The sequence below is a fragment of the Terrabacter carboxydivorans genome (assembly GCF_039532035.1).
Taxonomy (GTDB): domain Bacteria; phylum Actinomycetota; class Actinomycetes; order Actinomycetales; family Dermatophilaceae; genus Terrabacter; species Terrabacter carboxydivorans.
In genome coordinates, this window is the sequence record NZ_BAAARE010000006.1 from 129,151 (window position 1) to 154,744 (window position 25,594).

At 71.8% G+C, this 25,594-nt stretch carries 16 protein-coding genes; 10 read left to right on the plus strand and 6 right to left on the minus strand.

What is annotated here, in order from left to right:
* Positions 1-63 precede the first annotated feature (63 nt).
* Both ABD297_RS08215 and arfC read left to right on the plus strand, forming a co-directional pair.
* Entirely contained in the window at positions 64-345 is a 282-nt protein-coding gene (locus tag ABD297_RS08215; RefSeq protein WP_344254383.1) for a hypothetical protein, read from the plus strand.
* Positions 342-932: a channel accessory protein ArfC gene (gene arfC / locus ABD297_RS08220; protein ID WP_344254384.1), complete on the plus strand. Its 591-nt coding sequence runs from the start codon at positions 342-344 to the stop codon at positions 930-932. Before ABD297_RS08215 ends, arfC begins: the two co-directional genes overlap by 4 nt.
* 102 nt (positions 933-1,034) lie before the next feature.
* Here arfC and ABD297_RS08225 read toward each other — a convergent pair whose 3' ends face one another.
* Together ABD297_RS08225 and ABD297_RS08230 are read right to left on the minus strand one after the other, a co-directional pair.
* Positions 1,035-1,487, minus strand: a complete 453-nt coding sequence (locus tag ABD297_RS08225; protein WP_344254385.1) for a hypothetical protein — start codon at positions 1,485-1,487, stop codon at positions 1,035-1,037.
* Positions 1,488-1,933: 446 nt separating this feature from the next.
* The gene (locus ABD297_RS08230; protein ID WP_344254387.1) at positions 1,934-2,581 is read right to left on the minus strand and encodes a DUF6318 family protein; all 648 of its coding nucleotides are present in this window, start codon (positions 2,579-2,581) and stop codon (positions 1,934-1,936) included.
* A gap of 322 nt (positions 2,582-2,903) precedes the next feature.
* Here ABD297_RS08230 and ABD297_RS08235 point away from each other — a divergent pair, with 322 nt between their 5' ends.
* The 3 genes from ABD297_RS08235 (at position 2,904) to ABD297_RS08245 (ending at position 7,678) form a co-directional block, all read left to right on the plus strand.
* Positions 2,904-5,720: an McrB family protein gene (locus tag ABD297_RS08235; RefSeq protein WP_344254388.1), complete on the plus strand. Its 2,817-nt coding sequence runs from the start codon at positions 2,904-2,906 to the stop codon at positions 5,718-5,720.
* Positions 5,721-5,739: 19 nt separating this feature from the next.
* On the plus strand, positions 5,740-6,972 hold the full coding sequence (locus ABD297_RS08240; RefSeq protein WP_344254389.1) for an McrC family protein: 1,233 nt from the start codon (positions 5,740-5,742) through the stop codon (positions 6,970-6,972).
* A gap of 118 nt (positions 6,973-7,090) precedes the next feature.
* The gene (locus tag ABD297_RS08245; RefSeq protein ID WP_344254390.1) at positions 7,091-7,678 is read left to right on the plus strand and encodes a DoxX family protein; all 588 of its coding nucleotides are present in this window, start codon (positions 7,091-7,093) and stop codon (positions 7,676-7,678) included.
* Between the two features lie 219 nt (positions 7,679-7,897).
* Here ABD297_RS08245 and ABD297_RS08250 read toward each other — a convergent pair whose 3' ends face one another.
* Positions 7,898-11,863, minus strand: a complete 3,966-nt coding sequence (locus tag ABD297_RS08250; protein ID WP_344254391.1) for a S8 family serine peptidase — start codon at positions 11,861-11,863, stop codon at positions 7,898-7,900.
* Positions 11,864-12,139: 276 nt separating this feature from the next.
* Between ABD297_RS08250 and ABD297_RS08255 the strand changes: the two genes are divergently transcribed.
* Positions 12,140-15,493 (plus strand): TM0106 family RecB-like putative nuclease, encoded by a 3,354-nt coding sequence (locus tag ABD297_RS08255; RefSeq protein WP_344254392.1) that lies wholly within the window; start codon positions 12,140-12,142, stop codon positions 15,491-15,493.
* A gap of 104 nt (positions 15,494-15,597) precedes the next feature.
* Here the strand turns inward: ABD297_RS08255 and ABD297_RS08260 are convergent, their stop codons facing one another.
* The gene (locus ABD297_RS08260) at positions 15,598-17,043 is read right to left on the minus strand and encodes an ADP-ribosylglycohydrolase family protein (RefSeq protein ID WP_344254393.1); all 1,446 of its coding nucleotides are present in this window, start codon (positions 17,041-17,043) and stop codon (positions 15,598-15,600) included.
* A gap of 128 nt (positions 17,044-17,171) precedes the next feature.
* On the opposite strand from ABD297_RS08260, the gene ABD297_RS08265 reads away from it, so the two are divergent.
* From ABD297_RS08265 to ABD297_RS08275, 3 genes are read left to right on the plus strand one after another with little or no spacing between them, the layout of a single operon-like run.
* On the plus strand, positions 17,172-17,534 hold the full coding sequence (locus ABD297_RS08265; protein WP_344254394.1) for a hypothetical protein: 363 nt from the start codon (positions 17,172-17,174) through the stop codon (positions 17,532-17,534).
* Between the two features lie 55 nt (positions 17,535-17,589).
* Complete coding sequence (locus ABD297_RS08270) at positions 17,590-18,075, plus strand: hypothetical protein (RefSeq protein WP_425581147.1); 486 nt, start codon at positions 17,590-17,592, stop codon at positions 18,073-18,075.
* 24 nt (positions 18,076-18,099) lie between these two features.
* Positions 18,100-19,398 (plus strand): lipid II:glycine glycyltransferase FemX, encoded by a 1,299-nt coding sequence (locus ABD297_RS08275; protein ID WP_344254395.1) that lies wholly within the window; start codon positions 18,100-18,102, stop codon positions 19,396-19,398.
* Positions 19,399-19,455: 57 nt separating this feature from the next.
* Here ABD297_RS08275 and ABD297_RS08280 read toward each other — a convergent pair whose 3' ends face one another.
* Together ABD297_RS08280 and ABD297_RS08285 are read right to left on the minus strand one after the other, a co-directional pair.
* Entirely contained in the window at positions 19,456-20,403 is a 948-nt protein-coding gene (locus ABD297_RS08280) for a hypothetical protein (protein WP_344254396.1), read from the minus strand.
* Positions 20,404-20,464: 61 nt separating this feature from the next.
* A complete protein-coding gene (locus ABD297_RS08285; RefSeq protein WP_344254397.1) occupies positions 20,465-21,211 on the minus strand; it encodes a hypothetical protein in 747 nt (248 codons plus the stop codon).
* 303 nt (positions 21,212-21,514) lie between these two features.
* Between ABD297_RS08285 and hrpA the strand changes: the two genes are divergently transcribed.
* On the plus strand, positions 21,515-25,570 hold the full coding sequence (hrpA, locus tag ABD297_RS08290; protein WP_344254399.1) for an ATP-dependent RNA helicase HrpA: 4,056 nt from the start codon (positions 21,515-21,517) through the stop codon (positions 25,568-25,570).
* Positions 25,571-25,594 lie beyond the last annotated feature (24 nt).

Sequence of the window (25,594 nt, forward strand, 5' to 3'; positions counted from 1 at the left end):
GCGGGGTAGCGTCCAAGCCGTGGTCGCGACCGCGGCGATGACGCCCCGAGCTCCGGAGGACCGATGGCCGAGCAGACCCCCAGCAGTGGGAAGAGAGTGACGCGCTCGTACCGGCGCCCGGTCGGCGGTGCGTGGTGGCTGTGGCTCCTGGTCGTCACCGTGGCGCTCGGTTTCGTCGGGCGCAGCGACAGTGGCTTCTGGAGCGTGTTCCTCTGGAGCGTGGTCGGTTTCGTCGTCGGCTCGCTGGCGGCCATCGCGCTGTCCGGTCGCCTCGTGCGGGCGGGCTCGGAGGACGAGGCCTTCGCCGGGCTCGTCGGTGCTGACGGGGTGGGAGGCGCGCGATGAAGTGGCTGCTCATGGTGGTGGCGTTCGTCCTGGGCGCGTCGATCACGTGGTTCCTCACCGTCAAGCGCGTCAGCCGGACGGTGACGGCCGATGGCGCGGCGGCCCCCGTCGTCCCGGAGGCCGAGGTCGCCCCGGTCGTCTCGCCGGGTGGGCCGGTCGCAGGAGCCGTCGGCGTCGCCGGCGGCGCCGACCTCGTGGCCGCGACGAATCCGGGCGTGCTCGCCACGGCGGCAGCAGCCTCGTCCGATGACGGTGACGATGAGGGAGACGACGTGCCCGAGGACGACGCGAGCAGGTTCGGTGGGGTCCACACCCCCGCGTCGGAGTCACCCGGCGTTGCGGAGGGGTGGGACCGAGACGCGGAGGACGAGGACGCCCTCGTGCGGCACGCATCTGACGACACGTCCGGGGATGACGCCCAGCCCGTCGATGCGGAGTCCCGTCACGGCGCGGACGAGGAGGCGACCCCGGGCCTGCCGCCCGTCGAAGGTGCGAGCCCCAAGGGCGATATGGCGGGAGTCGGAGATCCCACCGAGGTTGCCGCCCTCGAGGACGCGTCGCCGGACGCGACCCCCAAGCCCGACTGAAGTCTGCAGGCGGCCGTCGCCGTCGAGCCGGCGGCGCACACGTCCGGCTGAGTCAGCGGGCAACCAGCTGCGCAGCGTGCGTGCCAGAGGAGCTCACCTCGGTCACCGGTTGACGAGCACGCCCTTGGCCTCGCGGACCGTCACCGTCGTCGACGGGCCCGGCACCGTGACCGTCGACGGGATCTCGTCCCAGGTGGACCCGTCGATGCTGAAATCGGCGCCGAAGGTGGTGTCGACACGCACCGGGAACTTCCCCTTGGCGCGGTACACATGGGTGATGTCGCCATCCGGGTACACCCCACCCGTGGACGCGGTAGGCCCCACGGTCGAGCCGTCGCCGAAGACGTAGGTGAAACCGACCAGCTTCGGACGGATCTGCACGGGGATACCCCGCAGCACGGATCGATCCACCTCTCCGGGTTGGAATCCCGCCGCCGACCAGTTCACCTTGTAGAAGGTGCGCAGGTTCACCAAGGTGGTGTTGCCGGCAGGCTGGCTCGAGATCTGCGGCTTCGACCACGGTGTTCGCATGAACGCCGCCTTCAGGTCCGCCATCGTCAAGGTGGGCCGGGAACCGGGGGCGACTTCGGTGTGACACGTAAGACCGACACTGTTCCAGGCTTCGACAACGCGTCCATCGAGAACCGCCCGTCTCCACACCCGTGCCAGCGGCCCCGCGGTTTCAGGAGGGCAGGCTCGTAAGGCCTTACTGCACGACACATCTTGATTAGGCGTGCCCGGTATGGCCTCATCGCAGTCTGCGAGGGTCAAGTACTCGTATCTTGGTCGGTTGTCATTCGCGTCGATCACGGTAGACCCTTTGTCACCAGGAAACTGAGGCAACCTGCTGAGAGCGGCACGGTCAAGCAAGCCCACGGTCGCGTAATTCGTATCGGTCTCGCAATTCACGACATCGTTGGCGCCACATGCGAATGCATATTCGGGCAGAAGCACGATGGCACCGGCCGCGAGACACAAGGCCGCAGCCACACGAAGGGACCTCATGAGGGCCGACCAAGGTCTGTAATCACCCAATGATCAGTGAAGCGAAGTGCGGCGACGAAGGCCCCTTTGCCGGACTTGGTCGTATCAACCCGTTTGCCGCTCTTATTCAGCACGGCGACCGAATGTTGGTCCAGGGTGACCAAAACTTGACGATCCTTCTTGTTAAAGACCGTGGCCGACGCGAGGGTCACTGTCAGCGTGTTGCCAGCGTGATGGCGAGATTGTGCCTCTAGTTCGCGTGAGGACTTCTGCAAGTCTGTGCAGATGCGGCAAGAGGGATCAAAGAGCCCGTCGAGTATCTCGGGAGACGCGTCCATGAAAGAACGATTGAGCTGTTCGAAGTAAAATCGTGCGAACGCGGCGGCCCCCGATTGTGTCTCCAGCCGGGCTGCGGCCGGGATTTTGGCGAGGACGGGGTCGACCGAGGTCGTCGGGCTGGGGGTGGGTGTCGTGGTCGTCGGTGGCGGCGATGCGCTGCTGGCCGACGAGCTCGCCGTGCGGGCGGTCGTGACGGCGGGTCCTGGGTCTCCGCTGGTGCACGCCCCCAGCAGGCCCACGGCGAGGGCGGCGGCGGCATACGAGACGGGCGTGCGGTGTGGGCGTGCGGCGGCGGTCATCGGCGTCCCCTGTCGATCGTCGATCATCGTGCGAGTCCAAGTTCAGAAGGGCATTTCGTGCCCTTCGTTCCTCGAGGGCAACCTACGGGCATCCTCGCGCAGGCGCATCCCGGGCGTGGCCCGTCATCCACAGGCACCCGATGCACGCAGTCCCAGCCGGATCGGGTAAGAATGGACGCGATTCGCTGCCGTCAGGGGCCGTTCGACGCTGCGATTTCTGGGGACCGACGATGACACCCCCACGAGTTTCGAAGCATGGGCGACTGGCAGGTAACCTTCTCGCGGTCCTGCACGCACCTCCACGCGCGCAGTAGCTATGCGTCCTAGAAGTGGGCGTGCAAGGAGCCTCATGTCTCGCACTGACACCGTCGACGTCAAGCGTTGGCGCGCCAAGTACGCCCTCATCGAGCGGGCGGCGGAGGCGGACAAGGACGCGCAGGCCCTCTTCGCCGAGCTCGACGCCGAGCGAGGCGCCCGCAACGGGGAGCTGCGCGAGATCCTCGCCGACCTCGTGGCCTCCAGCGACCTCGTCGCCTTCAAGGAGGCGATGAACCAGTGGACCCGCAAGGACGGTCCCTACGTGGGCTTCGGCCCCGTCGGCGGCCCGTGGCTCGCCGCGCTCGTGCGCCGCGCCGAGGCGGAGTACGCCGAGGTCGTCGGCCTGCTCAAGCTCACCCTCCAGACCCCCGCCTCCCCGCAGGACGCCGGCGACAAGCTCCAGGCCATGGAGGCCTTCCTCGCCCGCGGTGGCTCCCGCGGCCACCGCGCCCCCGGACCGGGCCACACGGCATACGTCCTCTCGCTCTTCTGGTCGACCGACGACGGCGGCGAGTGGCCGCTCATGTGGGAGAACGCCCCGCACATGCTCCAGCGGCTCGGGTGGCTCGAGCGCGGCCTCAGCCACGCCGAGCGCTACGTCGCCTTCGCCGACCTGTGCGCGGCGCTGCGGCCCGAGGACCCGAAGTACGCCGCCCGCATCCTCTGGTACCTCAAGGAGTCGGGCGCGTTCGTCGGCATCGCCCCCCGCGCGCTCGACGTGTGCGTCGAGGCGGCCGAGATCGCGGCCGACTTCCGCCCGTCGACCGGCTACGGCGACGCCAAGCGCGAGGACCGCGCCGCCGACCTGGCCCGCCAGCTGCGCGGCGAGGCCGACCACATCTCCGACAGCCTCATCGAGCGGCTCTCCGCCGAGACCGGCCTCTACCTCGAGGCTCCGACGCTCGCCCTGCAGCAGCACGCGGGGGAGGACGCCGCCTACCGCTCCGACCTGTATGCCGCGTGGATCCTCGTCGGCGGCGCCGGCGCTCCCGGCTTCCGCCTCTGGGTCACCCCGTCCGGCGTCGCGTTCGGCCTGCACGGCGGCTGGGAGGGCGAGTCCGACCAGCAGCACCGCGAGGTCGGCACCATCGTCCAGGAGCACCTGCCCCGCGGCCTCAGCTTCCTGCGCGTCCACGAGGACGGCCGCACCGACCGTCTCGAGCCCGTCGGGCGCGAGTACCCCGGCGGCGAGACGTTCGTCGGCCGCTGGTGGAAGGGCGAGGAGGCCGTCGGTCGCGCCGACTTCGCCGACGACATCCTCACGACCGCGCGCGCCCTGACTCCGCTGCTGCGGTTCATGACCTCGAGCCAGCGCGGGCCGCTCGACGACCCCAGCCTCGAGCTGGCCGCCATGGTCGACCTCGACACCGAGGTCGAGATCTTCAAGTCCGAGCGGCCCTACCCGAGCGAACGCGACGCCTGGCACCAGGAGCAGCGCCGCGTCTTCGCCGCCTGCCTCTCCCGCGAGGGGCTCGAGGACTTCGACCTGCCGACCTTCAAGCGGATCGTCTCGACCCGCGGCTACGGCGACATCGGCGGCCAGTCCGTCCTCATCAGCAGCATCAACGCCCTCGACGCCGGCGGCATCGACGAGCTGCGCGCCATGGTGCGCGACCTGCTCTGGGGCGAGGGCCGTGACGAGGAGCGGATCAACCGCGTCCTCGGCTCCGACGACGTGCCCGTCCAGGGCTTCGGCGAGAGCGTCGTGCTCAAGCTCTTCGCCATCGCCCACCCGGAGCACTGGCTGCCGCTCTTCACCCTTGGCGGCGACTCCGGCAAGATCGCCATGCTCGGCCGTCTCGGCGGCCCCGCTCGCTGGACCGACGGCAAGTCCCGCGGACGCACCCACGTCGAGACCAACGCCCTGCTCAAGCAGACGCTCGACCCGTTGCTGCCCGACGACCCGTGGGGCCAGGCCCAGCTCGCCTACTGGCTCATGCGCCGCTCCGACAAGGCGCTCATGCCCGACCACGACGCCCTCGGCGAGGCCGCCCAGGAGCTGCTCATCGAGGAGGACTTCCTCCGCGAGCTGCAGGGCCTGCTCGAGGAGAAGAAGCAGATCATCTTCTACGGGCCTCCCGGCACCGGCAAGACCTACCTCGCGCAGCGCTTCGCGGCGGCCCTGCAGCCCGACCCGGCCAAGCGCGACATCGTCCAGTTCCACCCGAGCAGCAGCTACGAGGACTTCTTCGAGGGCTTCCGCCCCCAGATCGACCACCAGGGCCAGATGGTCTACGAGCTGCGCAAGGGCCCGCTCGCGCTGCTCGCCGAGGCGGCCGAGGCCGACCCGCTGACCCCACACATCATGATCATCGACGAGATCAACCGCGCGAACCTGCCGCGGGTCTTCGGCGAGCTGCTCTTCCTGCTCGAGTACCGCTCGCACTCGGTCAAGACGAGCTACCGCCCCGACGAGGGCTTCGAGCTGCCGCCGAACCTCTACTTCATCGGCACGATGAACACCGCCGACCGCTCGATCGCGCTCGTCGACGCCGCCCTGCGCCGCCGGTTCGACTTCGTGCCGTTCATGCCTCACGACGGCCCCATGGAGGGCCTGCTGCGCCGCTGGCTCGAGGCGAACGACGGCCCGGTCTGGGTCGCCGAGCTCGTCGACCGCGTCAACGAGGACCTGCGTCGCGCCCTCCGGGGCCCGCACCTGCAGATCGGCCACAGCTACTTCATGCGTCCCGGGCTCGACGGGGACGAGGCGACGCTGCGCCGCATCTGGGACTACAACGTCTACCCGTTCATCGAGGACCAGCTCTACGGGCGCGAGCACGAGCTGGCCCAGTTCCGCTGGGAGAACGTCAAGGCGCGCTACGGCCAGTTCGACCTGACCCGGCCATGACCGCGGAGTCGACGGTCCGATGACGATCGAGCTCGCCCCCATCCCCGAGCACGGGCGCTCGGGGCCGGTGCGCCTCACCCGTGAGACCCGCGCGGCGCTCGTCGCCGCCGCGGGGGAGCGGCTCGTCATCCACGCGACCGCCGACCCCGACGTCGTGACCATCGGCGCGACGAGCTGGGTCGGTGCGCTGGCCGTCCCCGGCCTCGTCGTGCGGGTCATGCCGAAGGTCTCCGTCACGAACTTCTTCGCGATGCTCGGCGCTGGTGTGTCGCCGGACGCCTTCGACCACGAGCACGTCACGTGGAGCGACACCGACGAGCTCATCGACGGCGTCGCCTACTTCGCCATCCGCCTCATCGACTCGGCGACGATGCGCGGCCTCGTGCACGGCTACGTCGCTCGCGAGGAGCGCATGCGCACCATCCGCGGCCGGCTGCTCGTCGAGGAGTTCGCGCGCCGCCCGTGGAGCGCTGCGGAGCCGCAGTGCCGCTTCGACGACTTCACCGCCGACATCGTCGAGAACCAGCTCTTCCGCTGCACCCTCCAGGCCATGCTGAGCTGGCCGCAGCTCGCACCGCACGTGCGTCGTGAGGCCCTGCGCGTCCTCGGCCGCTTCGAGGGTGTCGCCGACACCCCGGCGACGAAACACGCTGCGGCACTTCCGATCACGCGCCTCAACGAGCACTACGAGGACGCCATGCGCCTCAGCCGCCTCGTGCTGCAGGCGATGTCGCTGAGCCACGAGGCCGGCGACCAGCAGGCCAACAGCCTGATGGTCGACATGGACGACCTCTTCCAGCGCTGGATCGCCCAGGAGCTCGACCTGCGTCTGGCCCCGGAGATGCGCATCGAGCGCGACGAGGACGTCTGGCTCGACGAGGGCCGCGCGCTCACGATGGCCCCGGACCTCGTCGTGCGCCGAGGCAGCGAGGTCGTCCTCGTCGGCGACGCGAAGTACTCCATGGGCGCCGATGGCTACGTCGCCTCCCGCGACTACCTCGAGCTCGTCGCCTACACGACCGCCATGGGCCTGCCCACCGGCCTGCTCGTCCACTGCAACAGCGACCGTGCCCCCGAGTCCGAGATCGTCATCCGCAACGCCGGGACGCGCATCCTCTGCCGTCCCATTCGCCTCGACGGGTCGTATGCCGCCGTGTGCCGGTCGCTCGACTCGCTGGCCGAGCTCGTGCGTGAGCTCGTCGAGGCGCCAGGGGAGTTCGAGGTCCCCGCGCTCATCCGTTCGCGTCGCTGAGCGGCTGTCCCCTAGATCACACGGGAATGGGTAGCGGCTGTGAACCAGTCACTACTACGCTTTGTAGTACCGACAGAGAAGCTGCCGGAACACACACCGAGTTCTGGAGTTGAGTTCAATGAGCACCATCCCTCGCGGCACGCACGCCCAAGGCACCACGCCCGTCAGCGCGCACGACCCCACCCAGGGCGTCGTCACCTTCCAGGAGGAGGTGGTCCGTTCGGCCGTTGCTCGTAAGTTCCTCGCTGGTCTTCGCATCGTGCTCGGCTTCACCTTCCTCTGGCCCTTCATCGACAAGATGTTCGGCCTCGGCTACATGACCCCGTCGGCCAGGGCCTGGATCCACGGTGGCACTCCCGCACAAGGCTTCATGAAGAACGCCGAAGGCCCGTTCGCCGGCTTCTTCAAGAGCATCGCCGGCCCGTGGGCCGACTGGCTGTTCATGGCCGGCCTCCTCGGCATCGGCATCGCCCTCCTCGCCGGCGCAGGCCTCAAGCTCGCCGCCGGGACCGGTGCCCTCCTCCTCGCGCTGATGTACCTCGCCGAGTTCCCCCTCGGCACCACCGGCGCCTACACGAACCCGCTCTTCGACAGCCACTGGATCGAGGCACTGGGCATCGCGGTTCTCGCCACGACGCTCGCCGGGGACACCTGGGGCCTTGGCAAGTGGTGGGGCCGCCACGTCGGTAACGGCCTCCTGCGGTGAGCGGGTCGGGTGACCACCGTCCCTGACGTGGTCACCGGCACGGGCCGCACGGCCCGAGCAGCAAGGCGGTCCTCCCGGGAGGGCCGCCTTCCTGCTGCCCCCGACCATCGGACCGGGCCGCTGGGAGGCCGCTGCCGCTGCCGTCACCGCAGGACGACGTATGCCGTCCGCCCGTGGTGGGCGGACGGCATACGTCGTCGGGATGGTGCGAGGGCTGGCTCAGCTCACGCGGAGCGTCACCTTCGCGGAGGTGGACGGGTTGTAGCGCGTCGATCCGTTGTACGTCGCGGTCACCGTGTGCGTGCCGCGAGAGAGGACCGGCAGGTGGAGCGTGGCCCGCCCCTGGGAGACGGACGACGTGCCGAGGACCCGTGCGCCGTCACGGAAGGTGACGGAGCCGGTGGCGCCCGACGGGGAGACCGTCGCGGTCAGCGTCGGCCGCGCGCCGTAGCGGTAGGCCGAGCTGCTCGTGCGCAGGGACGTGGAGGACGTGACGCCCTTGACCGTGACCCTGACCCCCGCCGAGGTGCTGCCGGTGGCGTGGGCGTCACCGCTGTACGTCGCGGTGAAGGTCACCGTGCCGCGGGGCATCCCGTTGACCGTCAGCACGGCCTTGCCGCCCGAGAGCGCGACCGTCCTCAGGAGGGCCCCGTTCTTGCGGAAGACCACGGTGCCCGTCCCACCCGACGGGGTGACCGTCGCCGTGAGCACCGTCCTGCCGCCCTGGGTGAAGGTCGTCGGACTGGCCGTGAGCGACGTGGCCGACGTCGTGCGCACCGTGACGACCTCGGCCCGTGAGCCGTCGGTGTTGAGGTGGTGCAGCAGGAGCAGACCCTGAGGCCGGTCGACCTTCGACGAGGCGTCGTCACGCCGGACCTCGAGCTTCCTGCCGGGGAGGTCGGTGCTCGTGAGCGTGCCGAAGTCACCGAAGGCGGACAGGCCCGGAGAGGCAAGGCTGATCGTCATCGGACGAGCGGCCGAGCCCACGGCGTCGACAGCGACGCCCTGGGCGAGCGAGTCGACCCAGTAGCGCACCCGGGGGGCGCTCCCCGTCACGAGGCCGGCCTTCTGGAGCACCTTGACCGACACGGGCAGCACCAGCGAGTCGCTGTTGAAGACGTCCGTGTCGAACGACCCGTCGATGCCGTTGACCAGCGCGTCGTCGAGCACCTTGCCGTAGCCGGCACCGGGCCGCAGGTCGACGAGCTCGGCCACGAAGTAGTCGAAGTCGTCGGTCGTGGACAGGCGGGTGTTGTAGACGGCGGCGTCGGCGGTGCCGTCCGCGTTCGTGTCGAGGAAGACGTCGAACTCGGTGGACGTGGCCGGCGTGCGCCACGGTCCGTGGGTGCTGACCCCGAAGGTCAGCGTCGCCTGGTCGAGCCCGGCGACGAGCGGTGCGTCGGACGCGGCCCCGACGTAGCGCAGGTCGGCCCCGCGGTCGTCGGGCGTGCCGATGCAGTCGACGACCTGGCTCGGGGAGCAGTCCGTCATCCGCGGGCTTGTGCCCTGGAGCTGGAACGTCGACACCGACGAGGCGTAGGACGTCGTCCCGTCGCCCTGGTCGAGGCCGGTCCCCGTGAGGGGCAGCATCGAGGTGGCGATCCCGGACGGCATACCGGCCTGGTGGGTGACGGTCGTGCTCGACGGCGACGACATGGTCGAGGCTGCGCGGGGAGCCGACCACACCGGCACGCGCAGCTCACCACCCGGCGTGCCCTGCACCGGCTCGAGGACCATGCGGCCGCTCGCGTCGGTGCGGTAGCTGCGCACCAGGTCGATCCCGAGCGGGTCCGTCGCCGTCGTGGGATCGGGCACGGCCCGAAGTGCCGACCGAGTGAAGGTCGCGGTGACCGTGACGTCGACGGACCCACCGGCCGGCACGCGCACCTGCGACGGGCTGAACGCATACGTGACGCCCGGCGTCGGGTGGGCGGCGTCGTAGGAGAGGACGTAGGACGCCGGCCGCAGGGGACGCTTGTTGACGATGTGCACCGTCTTGGTGAGCGTCTTCGTCGGCCCGGTGACCGCGACCGGGCCGAAGGACACGCTGACCGCGCCCTTGTCGTCGGCGACGTAGGCGAGCGTGCCGGTGTCGACGGCCGCATCGGCCACGACCCTTCCGGCACCGACGCGCTCGGGACCGTAGACGTCCCCCGTGTGGTCGGGGCCCACGAAGACGTCCTGCGTGGCGGTGTTCATGATCGAGGCCTTGACCTCCTCGACGGACCACGTCGGGTGCGAGCCGCGCACGAGCGCGGCCTCGCCGGCGACGTGCGGAGACGCCATCGACGTGCCGCTCTCGGACACGCCCTCGTGCCCGGTGCCGACGGCCACGGAGAACGTCGTGACGCCGGGTGCGGTCACGTCGGGCTTGACGCCTCCGGCCACGCCGACACCGCGGGAGGAGAAGCCGGCGAGCTGGTCGACGGCCTTGGGGTTGCGGATGGTGACGGCGTTGCGGAGGTCGTTCGTCATGGTGACGCGCACCTCGTTCGAGGCGTCGAGCTGCGCCTTGACGGCCCGCGTCGCCTGGTTGACGACGAGCATCGCCGGGAGCACCTTGCTGCCGGTGACGCCGGCGGAGAAGGCGTTCACGTCGCTGCCGTAGATGATCCCGGCTGCTCCGGCGGCCTCGGCGTTGGCGCCGCGGGCGACGGAGCCGCAGCGACGGCCGTTGCCGTCGAGCCACATCTGCAGCACGACCTTGCCGGCGATCTTCGCGGCGTCTTGCGCGGAGTAGGGGTCGCAGCCGTCGGTGTTGTTCGTGGCGGACGCCGCCGCGGACCAGTCGCCGACGGACGCGACCGCGGTGTCGGTCACGCCGGGCTTGCCGCCCCAGTCGTAGTCGACGGACTTCAGCGCCCCGAAGACGTCGTCCTGCTTGCCGTCCACGGTGTCGGCCGGCTCGATGCCGGAGGGCGCGTCGACCTTGATGCCGTCCACGACGTCGTTGCCGTCGTCGGACGCGGCCACCGCGAGCACGCGCGGTGCGTTGCCGGGGGAGCCTCCGACCTCGTAGACGTCGCCGGAGTTGCCCATGGAGGCCACGACGACGGTGCCGAGCGCGGCGAGGTTGTTCGCGGCGACGGCGTCGGGGTCCTGCGGTGAGCCGTAGGAGCTGCCGAGCGACATGTTGACGACGTCGAGGTGGTCGGAGAGGTCTCCGTCGCCGTTCGGGTCGGCTGCCCAGTCGAGAGCCTGCCCGACGACGTTGGTCGAGCCGTCGCAGCCGAAGACCTTGAGGGCGTAGAGGCTCGCCTCGGGTGCGACGCCCGGGCCGATCTCCAGGCTCGCCGGGTCGATGTCCTTGGTGTAACCGCCGGACCACGTCTTCCCGTCCGAGGCGACACCGAGTCCGGCGGTCGTGCCGGCGACGTGCGAGCCGTGCCCGTTGCAGTCGAGCGGGTTGGCGTCGGGGTGGGGGACCGGGTCGAACGTGTCGGAGCTCGGGTCGGCGTTGTAGGCGTCGCCCGCGAAGTCGTAGCCGCCGACGACCTTGGCCGTCGGCGTGAAGGTGTTGGAGGCCCCGGCGGCCTTGAACGCCTCGACGGTGCCCGGACCGCCGAAGTCGGCGTGGGTGTAGTCGATGCCGGTGTCGATGATGCCGACGCGGACGCCCTTGCCCGTCTCGGAGAGGGCCTGCCACACCTTGGGGGCGCCGATGAGCGGCACCGAGTAGCTGTTGGTGGGCTGCTTGGGGGTGAGGCGGTGGATCGCCTTGACACCGGGGATCGCTGCGAGCGAGGCGAGCCTCGACGCGTCGGTGCGCACGGCGATGCCTGCGTATGCCGTGTGGAGGCGGTAGAGCGTGCGCGCCTTGGTCGCGGTCGCGCCGAAGCGGGACTCGACGCCCTTCTGGGCGGCCTTGACGGTGGAGGTCTGCAGGCGGCCCGCGGTCCTCGCAGCGGCCAGACCTCGCCCGCGGGCCTGTCCGAAGGCTGCGGTGGCGGGGGCGGCGTCGAGCTCGATCATGACGTCGACCGGCCCCTTGGCCGAGTGCAACGCCTGGTCGACCTTGTCGCCGGCACCGACACGCTGGGTGCCGAGGCCGAGGGCGCCGGCTCCCGTGACGTGGTCGGGCACCGTGCGGTCGCTGCGGTGCTTGACCGACGGGTCAGGGCTCGCCGACACCGGCGTGGCCCCGAGGCTGGTGGCGGCCAGCGCCGCGATGGCACCGGCGCTCACCGTGCACATCACGCCACGGCGCGCGCGCCGTGGTCCCCGAGTGTTGTCGGACAACGAATCCTCCTCGCGCGGCTCCATTCGCACACGGCGCAACGACGCCGCGTGCGCAGGGACGCTCGCCCCCGAACTTGCCTGCCACGCCGGATGCAACCTATATCCGTTCGGGGCTGCGCGCGCGCCGACTCGCACGAGCGCCCACGCCCTGGTCGACGGGCCGGCGAGCGGGCCGGCGAGCGGGCCGCCGGGCTGTCGGTGGGCCCCGGCATACTCGCCTGCATGCAGCGCATCGACGGCCACCTCGTCCTGAGCCCCACGGACCTGACGAAGCACGTCGCGTGCGCGCACATCACGACGCTCGACCTCGAGGCGCTCGACACCGCACGGGGAAGCTCCCGGAGCGGCGTGACGCCGGGAGCGAGCGGGGCCGACGACTCCCTCAACCTCGTCTTCGCCAAGGGCCTCGAGCACGAGCGCGCCTACCTCGAGCGGCTTCGCGCCGAGGGGCGCGTCGTCGAGGACCTCGCGGCGCTCGGGCTTCGGGGCGCCGAGGCCGAGGGGGCCACGCTCGAGGCGATGCGGCGCGGTGTCGACGTCATCTACCAGGCGACCTTCTTCGACGGCCACTGGGTGGGCCTCGCCGACTTCCTCCTGAAGGTCGACGAGCCGAGCAACCTCGGACCCTGGCGCTACGACATCGCCGACACCAAGCTCGCTCGCCGGCTCAAGGTGCCGGCCCTGCTCCAGATGGCGACGTATGCCGCTCGGCTCGAGCTGCTCCAGGGCGTCCCGCCGCAGTGGCTGACCGTCGTCACGGGCGACGTCGAGTCGCACCCGTGGCGGCTCGTCGACGTCGCCCCCTACGCCCGTCGACGGCGGGCAGAGCTGCTCGACGCCATCGCCGGCCGGCACGAGACCGAGTCGGCCCGGGTGCAGCACTGCGGCCAGTGTCGGTGGAAGGAGAGGTGCGCCCAGGAGTGGCTCGAGCGTGACGACCTCATCCAGGTCGCGGGCATGCGCGCCGACCACCGGGCGGCGCTCATCGACCTCGGCATCCCGACGCTGCGGTCGCTGGCGACCGCCGACGAGCAGCAGCTCGCACCAGCCCTGTCCACGGCCTCGCGGCGCCGGCTGCTCCAGCAGGCCCGACTGCAGCTCGCCGAGCGCGAGACGGGCCGGGCGCAGTACGAGCTGCTCGACCCGGAGCCCGGCCGCGGCCTGCAGATGCTGCCCGAGCCCGACGAGGGCGACGTCTACCTCGACTTCGAGGGCGACCCGTGGGCCGAGGGCGGCGCCGGCCGGGAGTACCTCGCCGGGATCTGGACCCGCCAGGGCGAGTTCGTCGAGTTCTGGGCCCACGACTTCGCCGAGGAGGGGCGGCTCACCTCCGGCCTGCTCGACTGGCTGACCGAGCGGTGGCGCCAGCACCCCGACATGCACGTCTACCACTACGCCCCCTACGAGACGACGGCCCTCAAGCGACTCGTCGGCCAGCACGCCACGCGCGAGGCCGAGCTCGACCAGCTGCTGCGCCACGAGGTCTTCGTCGACCTCTACGCGGTGGTGCGCCAGGGCGTCCGGATCAGCAAGGGCTCCTACTCGATCAAGAAGCTCGAGGAGTTCTACTGGGGCCACACCCGATCCGCCGACGGTGCAGGTGTCGCGGACGGGCTGTCGTCCGTCGTCGAGTACGAACGCTGGCTCGCCGGGCGCGGAGACGGCACGGCAGACCAGGCGATCCTCGACGACATCCGTCGCTACAACGAGGAGGACGTGCGCTCCACGCTCGCGCTGCACGAGTGGCTCGAGGAGCGCCGCGCCGAGCTCCAGCGTTCGGGCCACGCCCTGTCGCGTCCGGTGCCGGAGCAGCTGCGCGAGATCTCCGACGAGGAGCGGGCCGAGATCGCGCTGGCCGAACGCCTCGTCGACGGCGGGCACGAGCTGCTCGCCGGACTCGTGGGTTGGCACCGGCGCGAGAAGCGGCCCGAGTGGTGGGACTTCTTCCGCTACAAGGAGCTCGAGACCTCCGAGCTCGTCGAGGACGGGACCGCCATCGGTGACCTCGGCGAGCCCGAGGAGATGCGCGTCGTCAAGCTCTCCAAGGTCTGGCGCTATCCCTTCCCGCCGCAGGACTGCAAGGTGTCGGTCGGCAAGTACGTCCCCGACGTCGACACCCACGCCCCGGTCGGCAAGGTCGTCGCCGTCGACCCCGTGGAGGGCTGGGTCGAACTGTCCATGAAGAAGTCGCTCGCGCCGCCCCGCCCCCGCGGCCTCGGCGGCCCCGGACCGGTGATGGATGCGGCCCTGCGCGCCAGCATCGCCCGCACCGGCGAGCTCGCGCTCGCCGGCGGCTCCAACCTCGCGACGAGGCTCATCGACCGGCTGGTCCCTGTCACCGACGTGCTCGCCGCTCGCGAGGGCGAGACCCCGAAGGACGTCGTCGTGCGCGCCGGCCTCGGGCTCGGTGGCGAGGTCCTCGCCGTCCAGGGGCCGCCCGGCACTGGCAAGACGTATGCCGGGTCGGCCCTGGTGCGTGGGCTGCTCGACGCCGGGCTACGCGTCGGGGTCACCGCGCAGTCGCACGCGGTCGTGCTCAACCTGCTCGACGAGGTGGCGCGGCCCGCCTGGCACAAGGACGGCACCAACGCCGAGGAGGGTAACGAGCCGGTCGACCCCAACGCCCTCGTCCGGCACACGTCCGACAACGGAGAGATCGTGGCCGCGCTCGCGAGCGGTCAGGCCACGCTCGTCGGTGGCACCGCCTGGCTCTGGTCGCGCGAGGACATGGTCGACGCGGTCGACGTGCTCGTCATCGACGAGGCAGGGCAGTTCTCGCTCGCCAACGCCGTGGCCGTGGCACCGGCTGCGCGCTCGCTCGTCCTCCTGGGCGACCCGCAGCAGCTGACCCAGCCGACCAAGGCCGTCCACCCCTACGGGTCCGGCGTGTCCGCCCTCGACCACCTCCGCACGACCGTCGACGGCATCGTCCACGACGTCATCCCGGCAGACCGTGGGGTCTTCCTCGACCGCACGCACCGCATGCACCCGAGCCTCACGGCGTTCGTCTCACAGCTCGCCTACGAAGGCCGGCTCGAGTCCGCCCCCGGGCGTGAGCGGATGTCGGTCGAAGCGCCGGGAGCCCTCTCCGGTGACGGCCTCCGGTGGGTGCCGGTCGAGCACGAGACCCTCAGCGAGCAGGCGAGCCGGCAGGAGGCGGCGGTCGTCCGTGGCCTCGTCGACGACCTGCTGAAGGGCAGCTGGACCACCGCAGAAGGGGACTCGCGGCCGATCGGCCTCGACGACATCCTCGTCGTCGCCCCGTACAACGCGCACGTCGCCGTGCTCGCGGCCGAGCTGCCGGTCGGTGCGCGGGTGGGCACGGTCGACAAGTTCCAGGGCCAGCAGGGCGCCGTCGTCATCTACTCCATGGCCAGCACGACGGCGGCACTCGCGCCGCGCGGGGTGCCGTTCCTCTACGACCTGCACCGCCTCAACGTCGCGATCTCGCGGGCCAGGGCGCTGGCGGTCGTCGTCGGCAGCCCCCTGCTCACCGACGCCGAGGTGCACACCCCCGAGGAGCTGCGGGCCGTGAACGCGCTCTGCCGCTACGTCGACGAGGCCAAGACCGTCTGAACCCGTCGCCGGGTGCGCCAATGGTCCTGTGCCGCCCTGAGCGGTCTGTGCCGTCCTGAGCGGCTGTGCCGTCCTGTGCCGTCAGGCGCGGTCCTGCCCCGGGCTCAGGCGCCGTGCGCTGCGACCTCCCACAAGCGCCCCTCGCCGCGGATGCCGGGCAGCGCCGCACGGATGGACCGCTCGGCGAGCTCGGGGGCGACACCGAGGTCGACGGCATACCGCAGCGCGACCGCAGGGGTGCGCTGGACGCCCTGGCGGCAGTGCACGAGCACCCGCTTTCCCTCGGCCCGGAACTGGCGAAGGGCCGACGACGCGTCGTCGAGGACGAAGTCGAGGTGGGGATTGCTCTCCTCCTGCTCCTCGTCGTTGATCCAGAACTCGATGTGGTCCCGGGCGGTCATCCCGGTGGCCGGGATGTCCTCGAGGCCCAGGGCGCAGAGGGAGACGATGGCCTGCACGTCGAGCTCACGGACGCGGCCGAGGTCCGAGATGGTCCCGAGCACGATGTCGGGGTCGATCGGGTGCGGGGTCCCGAGGGTGGGGATCTGGGGGTCGCCCATGGTCGCGACCGAGGGCCACGAGCCGTGCCGCCTGCCGCCCACGGACGTGGACACGGCGAGCTCGACGAGGTCGTGGGCGCGCAACCCCGGCCAGCCGTGAACCATGCGGCGCCATTGAGTCGGCACCGCGGACGCGCCGTAGCGTGCGCCGAGCAGCGAGCCGGCGATGGCCGCCACGGTGTCGGTGTCGTGCCCGGCTCGGACCGCCGCCTGCAGTCCCCGCTGAAGGTGCATGGCCGAGCCGTCGCCGCGGTCGGTCGTCGTGATGGCGGCCCACGCGTCCTGAAGCGCCGTCACCGTGTAGCCGTTGTTGCCGAACCCGCCCGGCTCGGCGCCGGTCGCGGCCTCGATCCAGTCTCCCCAGCGCCCGACGTGCGCGGCGCTGACGAGGTCCAGGCCGGCGGCGAGGTCGAGACGCCCCTCGGTGACGGCGACACGGATCGCCTCGGACCACAGCACCGCAGAGTCGCCGGCCAACGGGTCCGCGTGGGTCAGCAGCGCGATCGCCCGTGCGGCCCGCGCGGTGGCACCGCGGTCGTCGAGGGCCGACAGCCCGACGATGGGCGTGCGCATCAGGGCGCCGTTGCCGGCAGTCAGGCCGGTCCGCTCGTGGAGGGCCTCGCTGGCACGGGTCAGCCGCTCGTGGGGGGCGCCGGACAGCGCCTTGGCCTCCGTCAGGACGGCCCGGGTCTGGGTCCCGACGTCGGTGGCGCCGCCGTCCAGCCACGCGGTGAACGCCTCGGCGACGGCGTCGAGACCCTCGGGCGAGGCGAGGTCGATGCCCTGGGCGGCCACACGGGCGACGCACAGTGTCATCTGGGTGTCGTCGCTCCACTCGCCCGGCTCGTAGGGGCCGAGGCCGCCGCCCTTCATGACCGCCTCGCCGATCGGCGGCGCGGCCATCTCGTAGGGCACGCCGAGGGCGTCGCCGCAGGCCTCGCCCAGCAGGACCCCGGCCGCACGGTCGACGGCGATGGGGCGGATCGGCACGGCTGCTCCTCTGGCGCGGCGGCTGGTGGTCAGGAAGGCAAACTACCGTCCGGCACGTCCCCCGCGACGGCTGGTCCGACCCTCGACTCCGGTGCGGCAGCGCCGGTTCGACGCCGTAGGCTTCTCGCGTGCTCCAACCCCTGACCGTCGTGCTGCTCGTCGGGAGCGGCCTGCTCGGCCTGCTGGCCGCCCACCACCTGGTGCGACGACGTCTCGTCGACGACCCGCTCATCATCGTCGGTGCCGTCATCGAGCTGGCGCTGCTCGTGCAGCTCGTCGTGGGGCTGACCAAGGCGTCGGCGATCAGCGACGGTGCCGAGCGGGCGACCTTCATCGCCTACCTCTTCACGGTCCTGCTCGTCATCCCGGTCAGCGTCGTCATCGCCGTCAAGGAGAAGACTCAGTGGGCCATGGCGGTCGTGCTCGGCGGGGCACTCGTCGTGGCGATCCTCGTCGCCCGCCTGCAACAGGTCTGGAGCCTCAATGCCTGAACCGACGCCCTCGTCCCCGCAGCCGTCGCCGGAGCCGACGCCGGGATCCTCTCCGGTGTCCCCGCCCGAGTCCTCGTCCGGGCCCGCGCCCGACGTGTCGCCGGCCACCGAGCGTCCGCACACCGGGCACGGCTTCGGCCGTCTGCTCGTCGCCGTCTACGGCCTGCTGGCGCTCGCGGCGACCGGTCGCTCGATCCTGCAGATCCTCGAGTACTTCGACCGGGCGCCCGTCCCGTTCCTGCTGTCGGCGCTCGCGGCGGTCATCTACCTCGTGGCCACCGTCGGGCTGGCCCGCGGCGACCGCGCGTCCGTGCGCCTCGCGACCATCGCCCTGACGGTCGAGCTCGTCGGGGTGCTCACCGTCGGGCTCTGGAGCGTCGCGGACCCCAGCGCCTTCCCGGAGAAGACCGTCTGGTCCCACTTCGGTCAGGGCTACGGCTACGTCCCGCTCGTGCTGCCGCTCGTCGGCCTGTGGTGGATCCGTCGCACCGCCCGTGCCACGGCCGCCTCCGACGCGGACGTGGCGCGGTCGGCGCACTGATCCCGCGCCGCTAGGGTTGCCGCCATGACCGAGCAGACCCCTGCCCCTGTGTCGCCGGCGTCTCCCGTGGCGCCCGAGCCGGACGAGTCGCGCACGTCGCCCGAGCCGGCGACCGGTCCTGCCGCGCCCGTCGCCGGCCCCCTCACAGTGCGTGAGATCACCCCGGACGAGGCCGTCGAGACGCTCCTCGAGCTGGGGGGCAGCTTCCTGCAGACCCCCGCGTGGGGCCGCGCCAAGGCCGGGTGGCGTCGTACGCATCTCGGCTGGTTCGACGCCTCGGGTCGCCGGGTCGGTGCCGGCCTCGTGCTCTCGCGCACCATCCCGCGCCTGTCCCGCTCGTACGCCTACCTCCCCGAGGGTCCGGGCCTGCCGTGGGACGCCGTGGCGACCGACCCGGCCGCCTGGATCGACCCGCTCGTCGCGTGGGCCAAGGCCAACAAGGCCTTCGCGCTCCGGCTCGGCTACCCCGTCGTCTCGCGCATCTGGGACCGCGAGCCGGTCAAGAAGCAGGTCGTCGAGAACGGGCTGCTGAGCTTCACGAGCCTCCCCACGGCCGTCGACAACCCGGCCGCCCGGAGCCTCGAGGCGTGGCTCGGGCGCAACCACTGGCTCCCGCTCGGCGCCGACGGTGTGGCTGTCGGCCAGCCGCGCCTCCTGTGCGTCGTCGACCTGCGCGGCCGCACCGACGCCGAGCTGCTCAAGGGCATGAACCAGCAGTGGCGCCGCAACGTCAAGAAGGCCGAGAAGGCCGGGGTGCAGGTGCGCACGGTCGGTTCCGAGGGTCTCGACACCTTCCACGCCCTCTACGTCGAGTCGGCCGAGCGCGACAACTTCCTGCCCCGCCCGAAGTCCTACTTCGACGTCATGGCTCGCTCGTTCGCGTCGGAGGGCGACGGCGTGGACGCCCCGGTGTCGGCCCGCTTCTACGAGGCCCACGTCGACGGCGACGTGCTCGCGTCCGCCCTGATGATCCGCTTCGGCCGCACGTTCTCCTACCTCTACGGCGGCTCGACCGAGCGCAATCGCGACGCCAGGGCGTCCAACGCCCTGCAGTGGCGGGCCATGCGTGACGCGGCGGCGGCCGGCTGCGAGGCCTACGACTTCCGCGGCTTCAACACCTCGCTCGGGGCGACGAGCCCGCTCACCGGCCTGCTGCTCTTCAAGCTCGGCGCCGGCGCCGACGTCGTCGAGATGGTGGGGGAGCGCGAGCTGGTCATCAGCCGGTTCTGGCACTTCGCCTTCGCGCGTGCCATGGCTGCCCGCATCGCGATCAACAAGCGCCGCAAGGCTGCTCGCGCGACACCGGACGCAGCAGACATCTGAGGCGCACGGCATTCCACGGCGTGCGGGCGTGGGCGCGAGTCGACGCCCGCGGTCGGCTCAGTGTCGCTGGATGTCGAAGTAGGGGCTGAGCGAGCACGTCGCGTAGCCCTGACCCTGCTGCGCCGTGACGACGATCCCGTCGACGAGGATGCGGCAGGTCACGGCCCCGCGGACCGCTGATCCCGTGGGGTCGCTGATGCGCACCCGCAGGCTGTAGTAGTCGTTGCTCGTCGCCGCGGGGTCGACCGGTGCCTCGAAGGCGAGGGGCGCCGCCTGCGGGGGGAAGTCGGTGCGCCGGTGGGCCGCGTCGGAGAGCGAGACCTCGATACGGGCGTTGTTCTCGGCGTACGTCTCGAAGCGGATCGTCCGCGCGGCCGCCGGGACCGGCGTGACCGGGACGGCCGGGACCGTGACCACCTTCGGCGGCGCCGCCGCGGCGGACCGCGTGGGCCGGGGAGCGGCGGTCACGGTCTTCGTCGCTGCCGGAGCGGAGGGACGGCCGCCGGGGACGAGGGGGGTGACCGTCGGCACGGGCACGGTCAGCGTGACCGAGGGACGGAGCCGGGTGATGCCGACCCTCGGCTGTGCGACAGGGGCGGACTCGTCCGCGCTGCTGGTGACCGCCCAGAGGCCCAGGGGGACCAGGAGCCCGACCACGACCGCGGCGACGTGCCAAGGCTGGAGCCGACCGCCCAGCGCGCGGCCGGTGATCGAGGACAGGGTGACCGTGCGAGGCGCGTCGGCGCTCGCAGGGAGCGCAGGCGCCGCGGGCGGAGGGTCGTCGCCGGCACGCGCCGGCACCCAGCTCGACGTGGCCGGCTGCTGCACGCCGAACGTCGTGTCGTATGCGGTCACCCCCTCCCGACCCGACGCCGCGCTGGGCAGGTCGGACGGGGAGGCGGACGTCTCTGCGGCCGGTGCGCCGGCGACGGTGGCGTCATCGGACCAGCTGTCGGCCGTCGCGTCACGCGTCGGGTCGGGTTCGTAGGGCGGGATGTCGGACACGGGGTCCCCTCGTCTCAGGTGCCGGCAGCCCGATCATGCACGGCTGTCGGCTGGTCGGTCGTCACAGGGCGGGGATGCACGTCGCGGTCGCGGTCGAGGTGGCGACGGCCACGAGGGTGTCGCTGGCGTAGACACGGCACTGGATGGTCCCCGACCCCCAGGTGATGCTCGCGGACACCTGCAGATCGGTGGGTCGGTCGACGAGGCCGATGTCGAGCGCCAGCGGTGGCTCCTGCTCGCGAGCGTCGATCGGGACGCCCCCAGCGCTGACGTCGATCTGGGCCTTGAGGATGTCGGAGGAGTCTCCGCGCGGCCCGGCCGCGTCCGGGGTGGCCACGACCTCCACGCGGAGCGCCGTAGCGTCCGCGGGCACGCGGGCGACGGGGGGAGTGTCGCGCAGCAGAGGCGTCAGGTGCCCCGCCGACGAGGTGACGTCCTCGACCGTGCCCGCGAAGGAGGGGCCCGGGTCGCAGGGGCTGGTCTGCTGGTCGACCCCGGTGCCGTACCAGCACTCCCCGGTCACGGTTCCCGACTCCGCACCGCCGCCGTTGTGGGCGACCCCGAAGAGCAGGATCGGCACGAACAGCAGGGCAGCCCAGCCGCGGCCACGCCGCCGGCGCTCGGGGCGAAGGGGCGGCGTGGCGAGGATGGTGTGGACGGGGATGCCCGCGGACGACCTGGTGCTGGACGCCCTCGGCGTCCGTGGGGCCCAGGCCTCGGGAGGCAGCGAGGTCCCCGCGCTCGTGGCGCAGCCGGAGTCGGCGTCGTCGGGAAAGGCGACGTGGCGGTCCTGCTGCGGATCCGGCACGGCCGGTTGACTGCGGGCGGGATCGGACAACGGTGCCTCGTTTCGGCCGGGTGGGGAACACGGTAGGTCCTCGGGTGCCTCCGTGGTCGCACCTCAGACCGACTCCTCGTCGTCGGCGTTCCCTCCCCGCGGCGGGGAACGACGAGCGGCGCAGCGGTGTGCGACCTGCCGCGTGGCGGTGCCCGACCGATGTCGTTCCCACCCGACCGTGGTGACCGCCTCCGGCCCGTCGCCGCCCTCACCCGAGGCGCCGGGACCGATATCGGTTCGGACCGTCCGCCGTCCCCGCCTATCCTGTCCAGCATGTCCGACGAGCCCGCGAACGCCCCCACGCGCTCGCGGCCACCCCGGCGCCGCGGGCGGCGTCGCCCGACGTCAGGCGAGTCCACGGCCCAGCCGGCGGGGCTGACCCCGGCCGTTGCCGAGCCGAACGGCGGTCGCACCCCCACGAACGGCCACCCCGCCGCCCGCGGTCAGGGACCACGTCGTGAACCACGTCGGCCGGGGGGTCGCGTCCAGAGCCCCGAGCAGCGCGAGGCCCGGCGGGCAGCGCGTGCGTCGACGGTGCCCCCGATCACGTATCCCGAGCACCTGCCCGTCGTCGAGCGCCGCGACGACATCGCCGCCGCGATCCGTGACCACCAGGTCGTCGTCATCGCGGGCGAGACCGGGTCGGGCAAGACGACCCAGATCCCCAAGATCTGCCTCGAGCTCGGCCGAGGGCTCGATGGCGTCATCGGCCACACGCAGCCGCGGCGCATCGCGGCGCGTGCCGTCGCCGAGCGCCTCTCCGAGGAGCTGGCCGTCGAGCTCGGCACCGCCGTCGGCTACCAGGTCCGCTTCACCGACCAGAGCAGCCGCGACACCCTCGTCAAGGTGATGACCGACGGCATCCTGCTCGCCGAGATGCAGCGTGACCGCGAGCTGCGGCGCTACGACACGATCATCATCGACGAGGCGCACGAGCGCAGCCTCAACATCGACTTCATCCTCGGCTACCTCAAGCAGCTGCTGCCGCGCCGGCCCGACCTCAAGGTCATCATCACCTCGGCGACGATCGACCCGCAGCGCTTCGCCGAGCACTTCGCCGACCCGTCCACGGGCGAGCCGGCCCCCATCATCGAGGTCTCCGGCCGCACCTTCCCCGTCGAGATCCGCTACCGGCCGCTCGTCGACCCCGACCGCCCCGAGGCGGAGGAGCGCGACATGGTCACAGGCGTCTGCGAGGCCGTCGAGGAGCTGTGGACCGAGCGCCACTCCGGCACGAGCAGCGACATCCTTGTCTTCTTCTCGGGAGAGCGGGAGATCCGTGACGCCGCGGACGCGCTCAACGGGATGAAGCTGCCCGTCACCGAGGTCGTGCCGCTCTACGGGCGCCTCTCCGCGGCCGAGCAGCACCGCGTCTTCTCGTCGCACACCGGACGACGGATCGTCCTGGCCACCAATGTCGCCGAGACCTCGCTCACCGTCCCGGGCATCCGCTACGTCATCGACACGGGGACCGCCCGCATCAGCCGCTACAGCCAGCGCACCAAGGTGCAGCGCCTCCCCATCGAGCCCGTCAGCCAGGCGTCGGCCAACCAACGCTCCGGCCGCTGTGGCCGCGTCGCCGACGGCATCGCGATCCGGCTCTACTCCGAGGACGACTACGACAGCCGCCCCGAGTTCACCGACCCCGAGATCCTGCGCACCAACCTCGCCTCGGTCATCCTCCAGATGACGAGCCTCGGGCTCGGCGACATCGCGCGCTTCCCGTTCGTCGACCCGCCCGACAGCCGCCAGATCACCGACGGTGTGCGCCTCCTCGAGGAGCTCCAGGCCTTCTCCCCGGAGGACGAGGCGACCCAGACGAACGGGCGCCGGCGTCCGGGACGCCGCCTCACGGCATACGGCCGCACCATCGCGACGCTGCCGATCGACCCGCGCCACGCCCGCATGGTCATCGAGGCCGACAAGCGCGGAGTGCTGCGCGAGGTGCTCGTCATCGTCGCGGCCCTCTCGATCCAGGACCCGCGCGAGCGGCCGCAGGACAAGCAGGAGCTCGCCAACGCCTCGCACAAGCGCTTCGCCGACGAGACGAGCGACTTCGTCACCTGGCTCAACCTCTGGGCCTACCTCAAGGAGCAGCAGAAGGAGCTGAGCAGCAGCGCCTTCCGCCGGATGTGCAAGGCGGAGTTCCTGCACTACCTGCGCATCCGTGAGTGGCAGGACCTGCACAGCCAGGTCAAGCAGGCCGCCAAGCAGGCCGGTCTCGACATCAGCCGTGGCACCGTCCACGTCGGCGAGGGCGAGATCGACGCGGACGCGATCCACCAGTCCCTGCTGGCCGGACTCCTGTCGCACGTCGGCGTCCGCGACGAGCAGAAGCGGGAGTATGCCGGCGCGCGCGGCACCCGGTTCGGCATCAGTCCCGGGTCGGCGCTCTTCCGCAAGCAGCCCCAGTTCGTCATGGCCGAGGAGCTCGTCGAGACGAGCCGCCTCTGGGCTCGGGTCAACGCCCGCATCGACCCCGTGTGGGCCGAGCAGCTCGGCGAGCACCTCGTCAAACGGCAGTACTCCGAGCCGCGGTGGTCGGGCAAGCGCGGGTCGGCCGTCGCGACCGAACGGGTCACCCTCTATGGCGTGCCGCTCGTCGTCGGGCGCGTCGTCGGGCTCGGGCGCATCGACCCCGAGCTCGCGCGGGACCTCTTCATCCGGCACGCGCTCGTCGAGGGGGACTGGCACACCGAGCACGCGTTCCTGCGCGACAACGCGGCACTCGTCGAGCAGCTCGGCGAGCTCGAGGCCCGCACCCGACGCCGCGACATCGTCGTCGACGACAGCACCCTCGTCGCCTTCTACGACAAGCGGATCCCGTCCGAGGTGGTGTCCGGCCGGCACTTCGACTCGTGGTGGAAGAAGGCGCGCCGCCAGACACCCGACCTGCTCACCTTCACCGAGGAGCTGCTCCTGCGCGAGAGCGCCGGCAGCATCGCCGACGAGGACCACCCCACGACGTGGACGCAGGGCGAGAACGTCCTGCCCGTCACGTACCAGTTCGAGCCCGGCTCGGCACTCGACGGGGTCACCGTGCACATCCCCGTCGAGCGTCTCAACCAGGTGACGCCTGACGGGTTCGACTGGCAGGTCCCGGGCTTCCGCGAGGAGCTCGTCACGGCCCTGATCCGCAGCCTCCCCAAGGGGATCCGTCGCAACCTCGTCCCGGCGCCGGACCACGCCCGCGCGGTCCTGCCCGAGCTCGACCCCACGTCGGGGCCGCTGCTCGAGGCGCTCGCGACGGTGCTGCGGCGGCGGGCCGGCGTGGCCGTCACGCCTGCGGACTTCGACGTCGAGCGGGTCCCGCCCCACCTGACCGTCACCTTCCAGGTCGACGGGTCCGACGGTCGGGCCGTGGCCACCGGCAAGGACCTCGAGGCCGTCCGGGACGCCGCCACCCCGCAGCTGCGCCGGCAGGTCAGCCGCGCCGGCTCCCGCGTCGAGCGCACGGGCCTGACCTCGTTCCCCGACGAGGGCGTGGCCGAGAGCTTCGAGAGCGCCCAGGGCATCCAGGGCTTCCCCGCCCTCGTCGACACCGGCTCCGCCGTCGACCTCCGGGTCCTGCCGACCCGCGCCGAGGCCGACGCCGAGCACCGCCTCGGCGTGCGCCGGCTGCTGCTCCTCGGCATCACCCCGCCGTGGAAGCAGATCCTCGCCCGCCTCACCAACACCCAGAAGCTGGCGCTCGGGCACAACCCGCACGGCAGCGTCCCCGCCCTGCTCGACGACTGCCTCGCCGCCGCCGTCGACGCGATCCGCGACGACGCGGTCACCGACCGGGAGGACCACACGGTGCGCACCCGGGAGGACTTCGAGTGGGCGCTCTCCGCCGTCCGCACCCACACGAGTGCCAAGGTCGTGCAGGTCGTCGGGCTGGTCGAGCCGATCCTCGCCAAGGACCTGGCGCTGACCAACCGGCTCGCCGAGCTGGACCGCTCGAGCAGCCCCGCGATCCGTCCCATGCTCGCCGACGTGCGCGCCCAGCTGCGCGAGCTCGTGCGGCCTGGCTTCGTCGCCGACACCGGGCTGCGCCGGCTGCCCGACCTCGACCGCTACCTGCGCGCCATCGCCCACCGGCTCGACAAGGCCCCCGCCAACCTGGCGCGCGACACCCAAGCCCTCGAGCAGGTCGACCTCGTCGAGGGGCGCTACGCCGACCTGCTCGACACGCTGCGGCCCGCCCAGCGTGGCGCGGCCCAGGTCGTCGACATCGGCTGGATGATCGAGGAGCTGCGGGTCTCGCTCTTCGCCCAGACGGTCGGGACGGCATACACGGTCTCTCCCCAGCGCATCCTCAAGGCCATCGCGAAGGTCGGCGCCTGACCTGTCCGCCCACCCTGCGGCAGG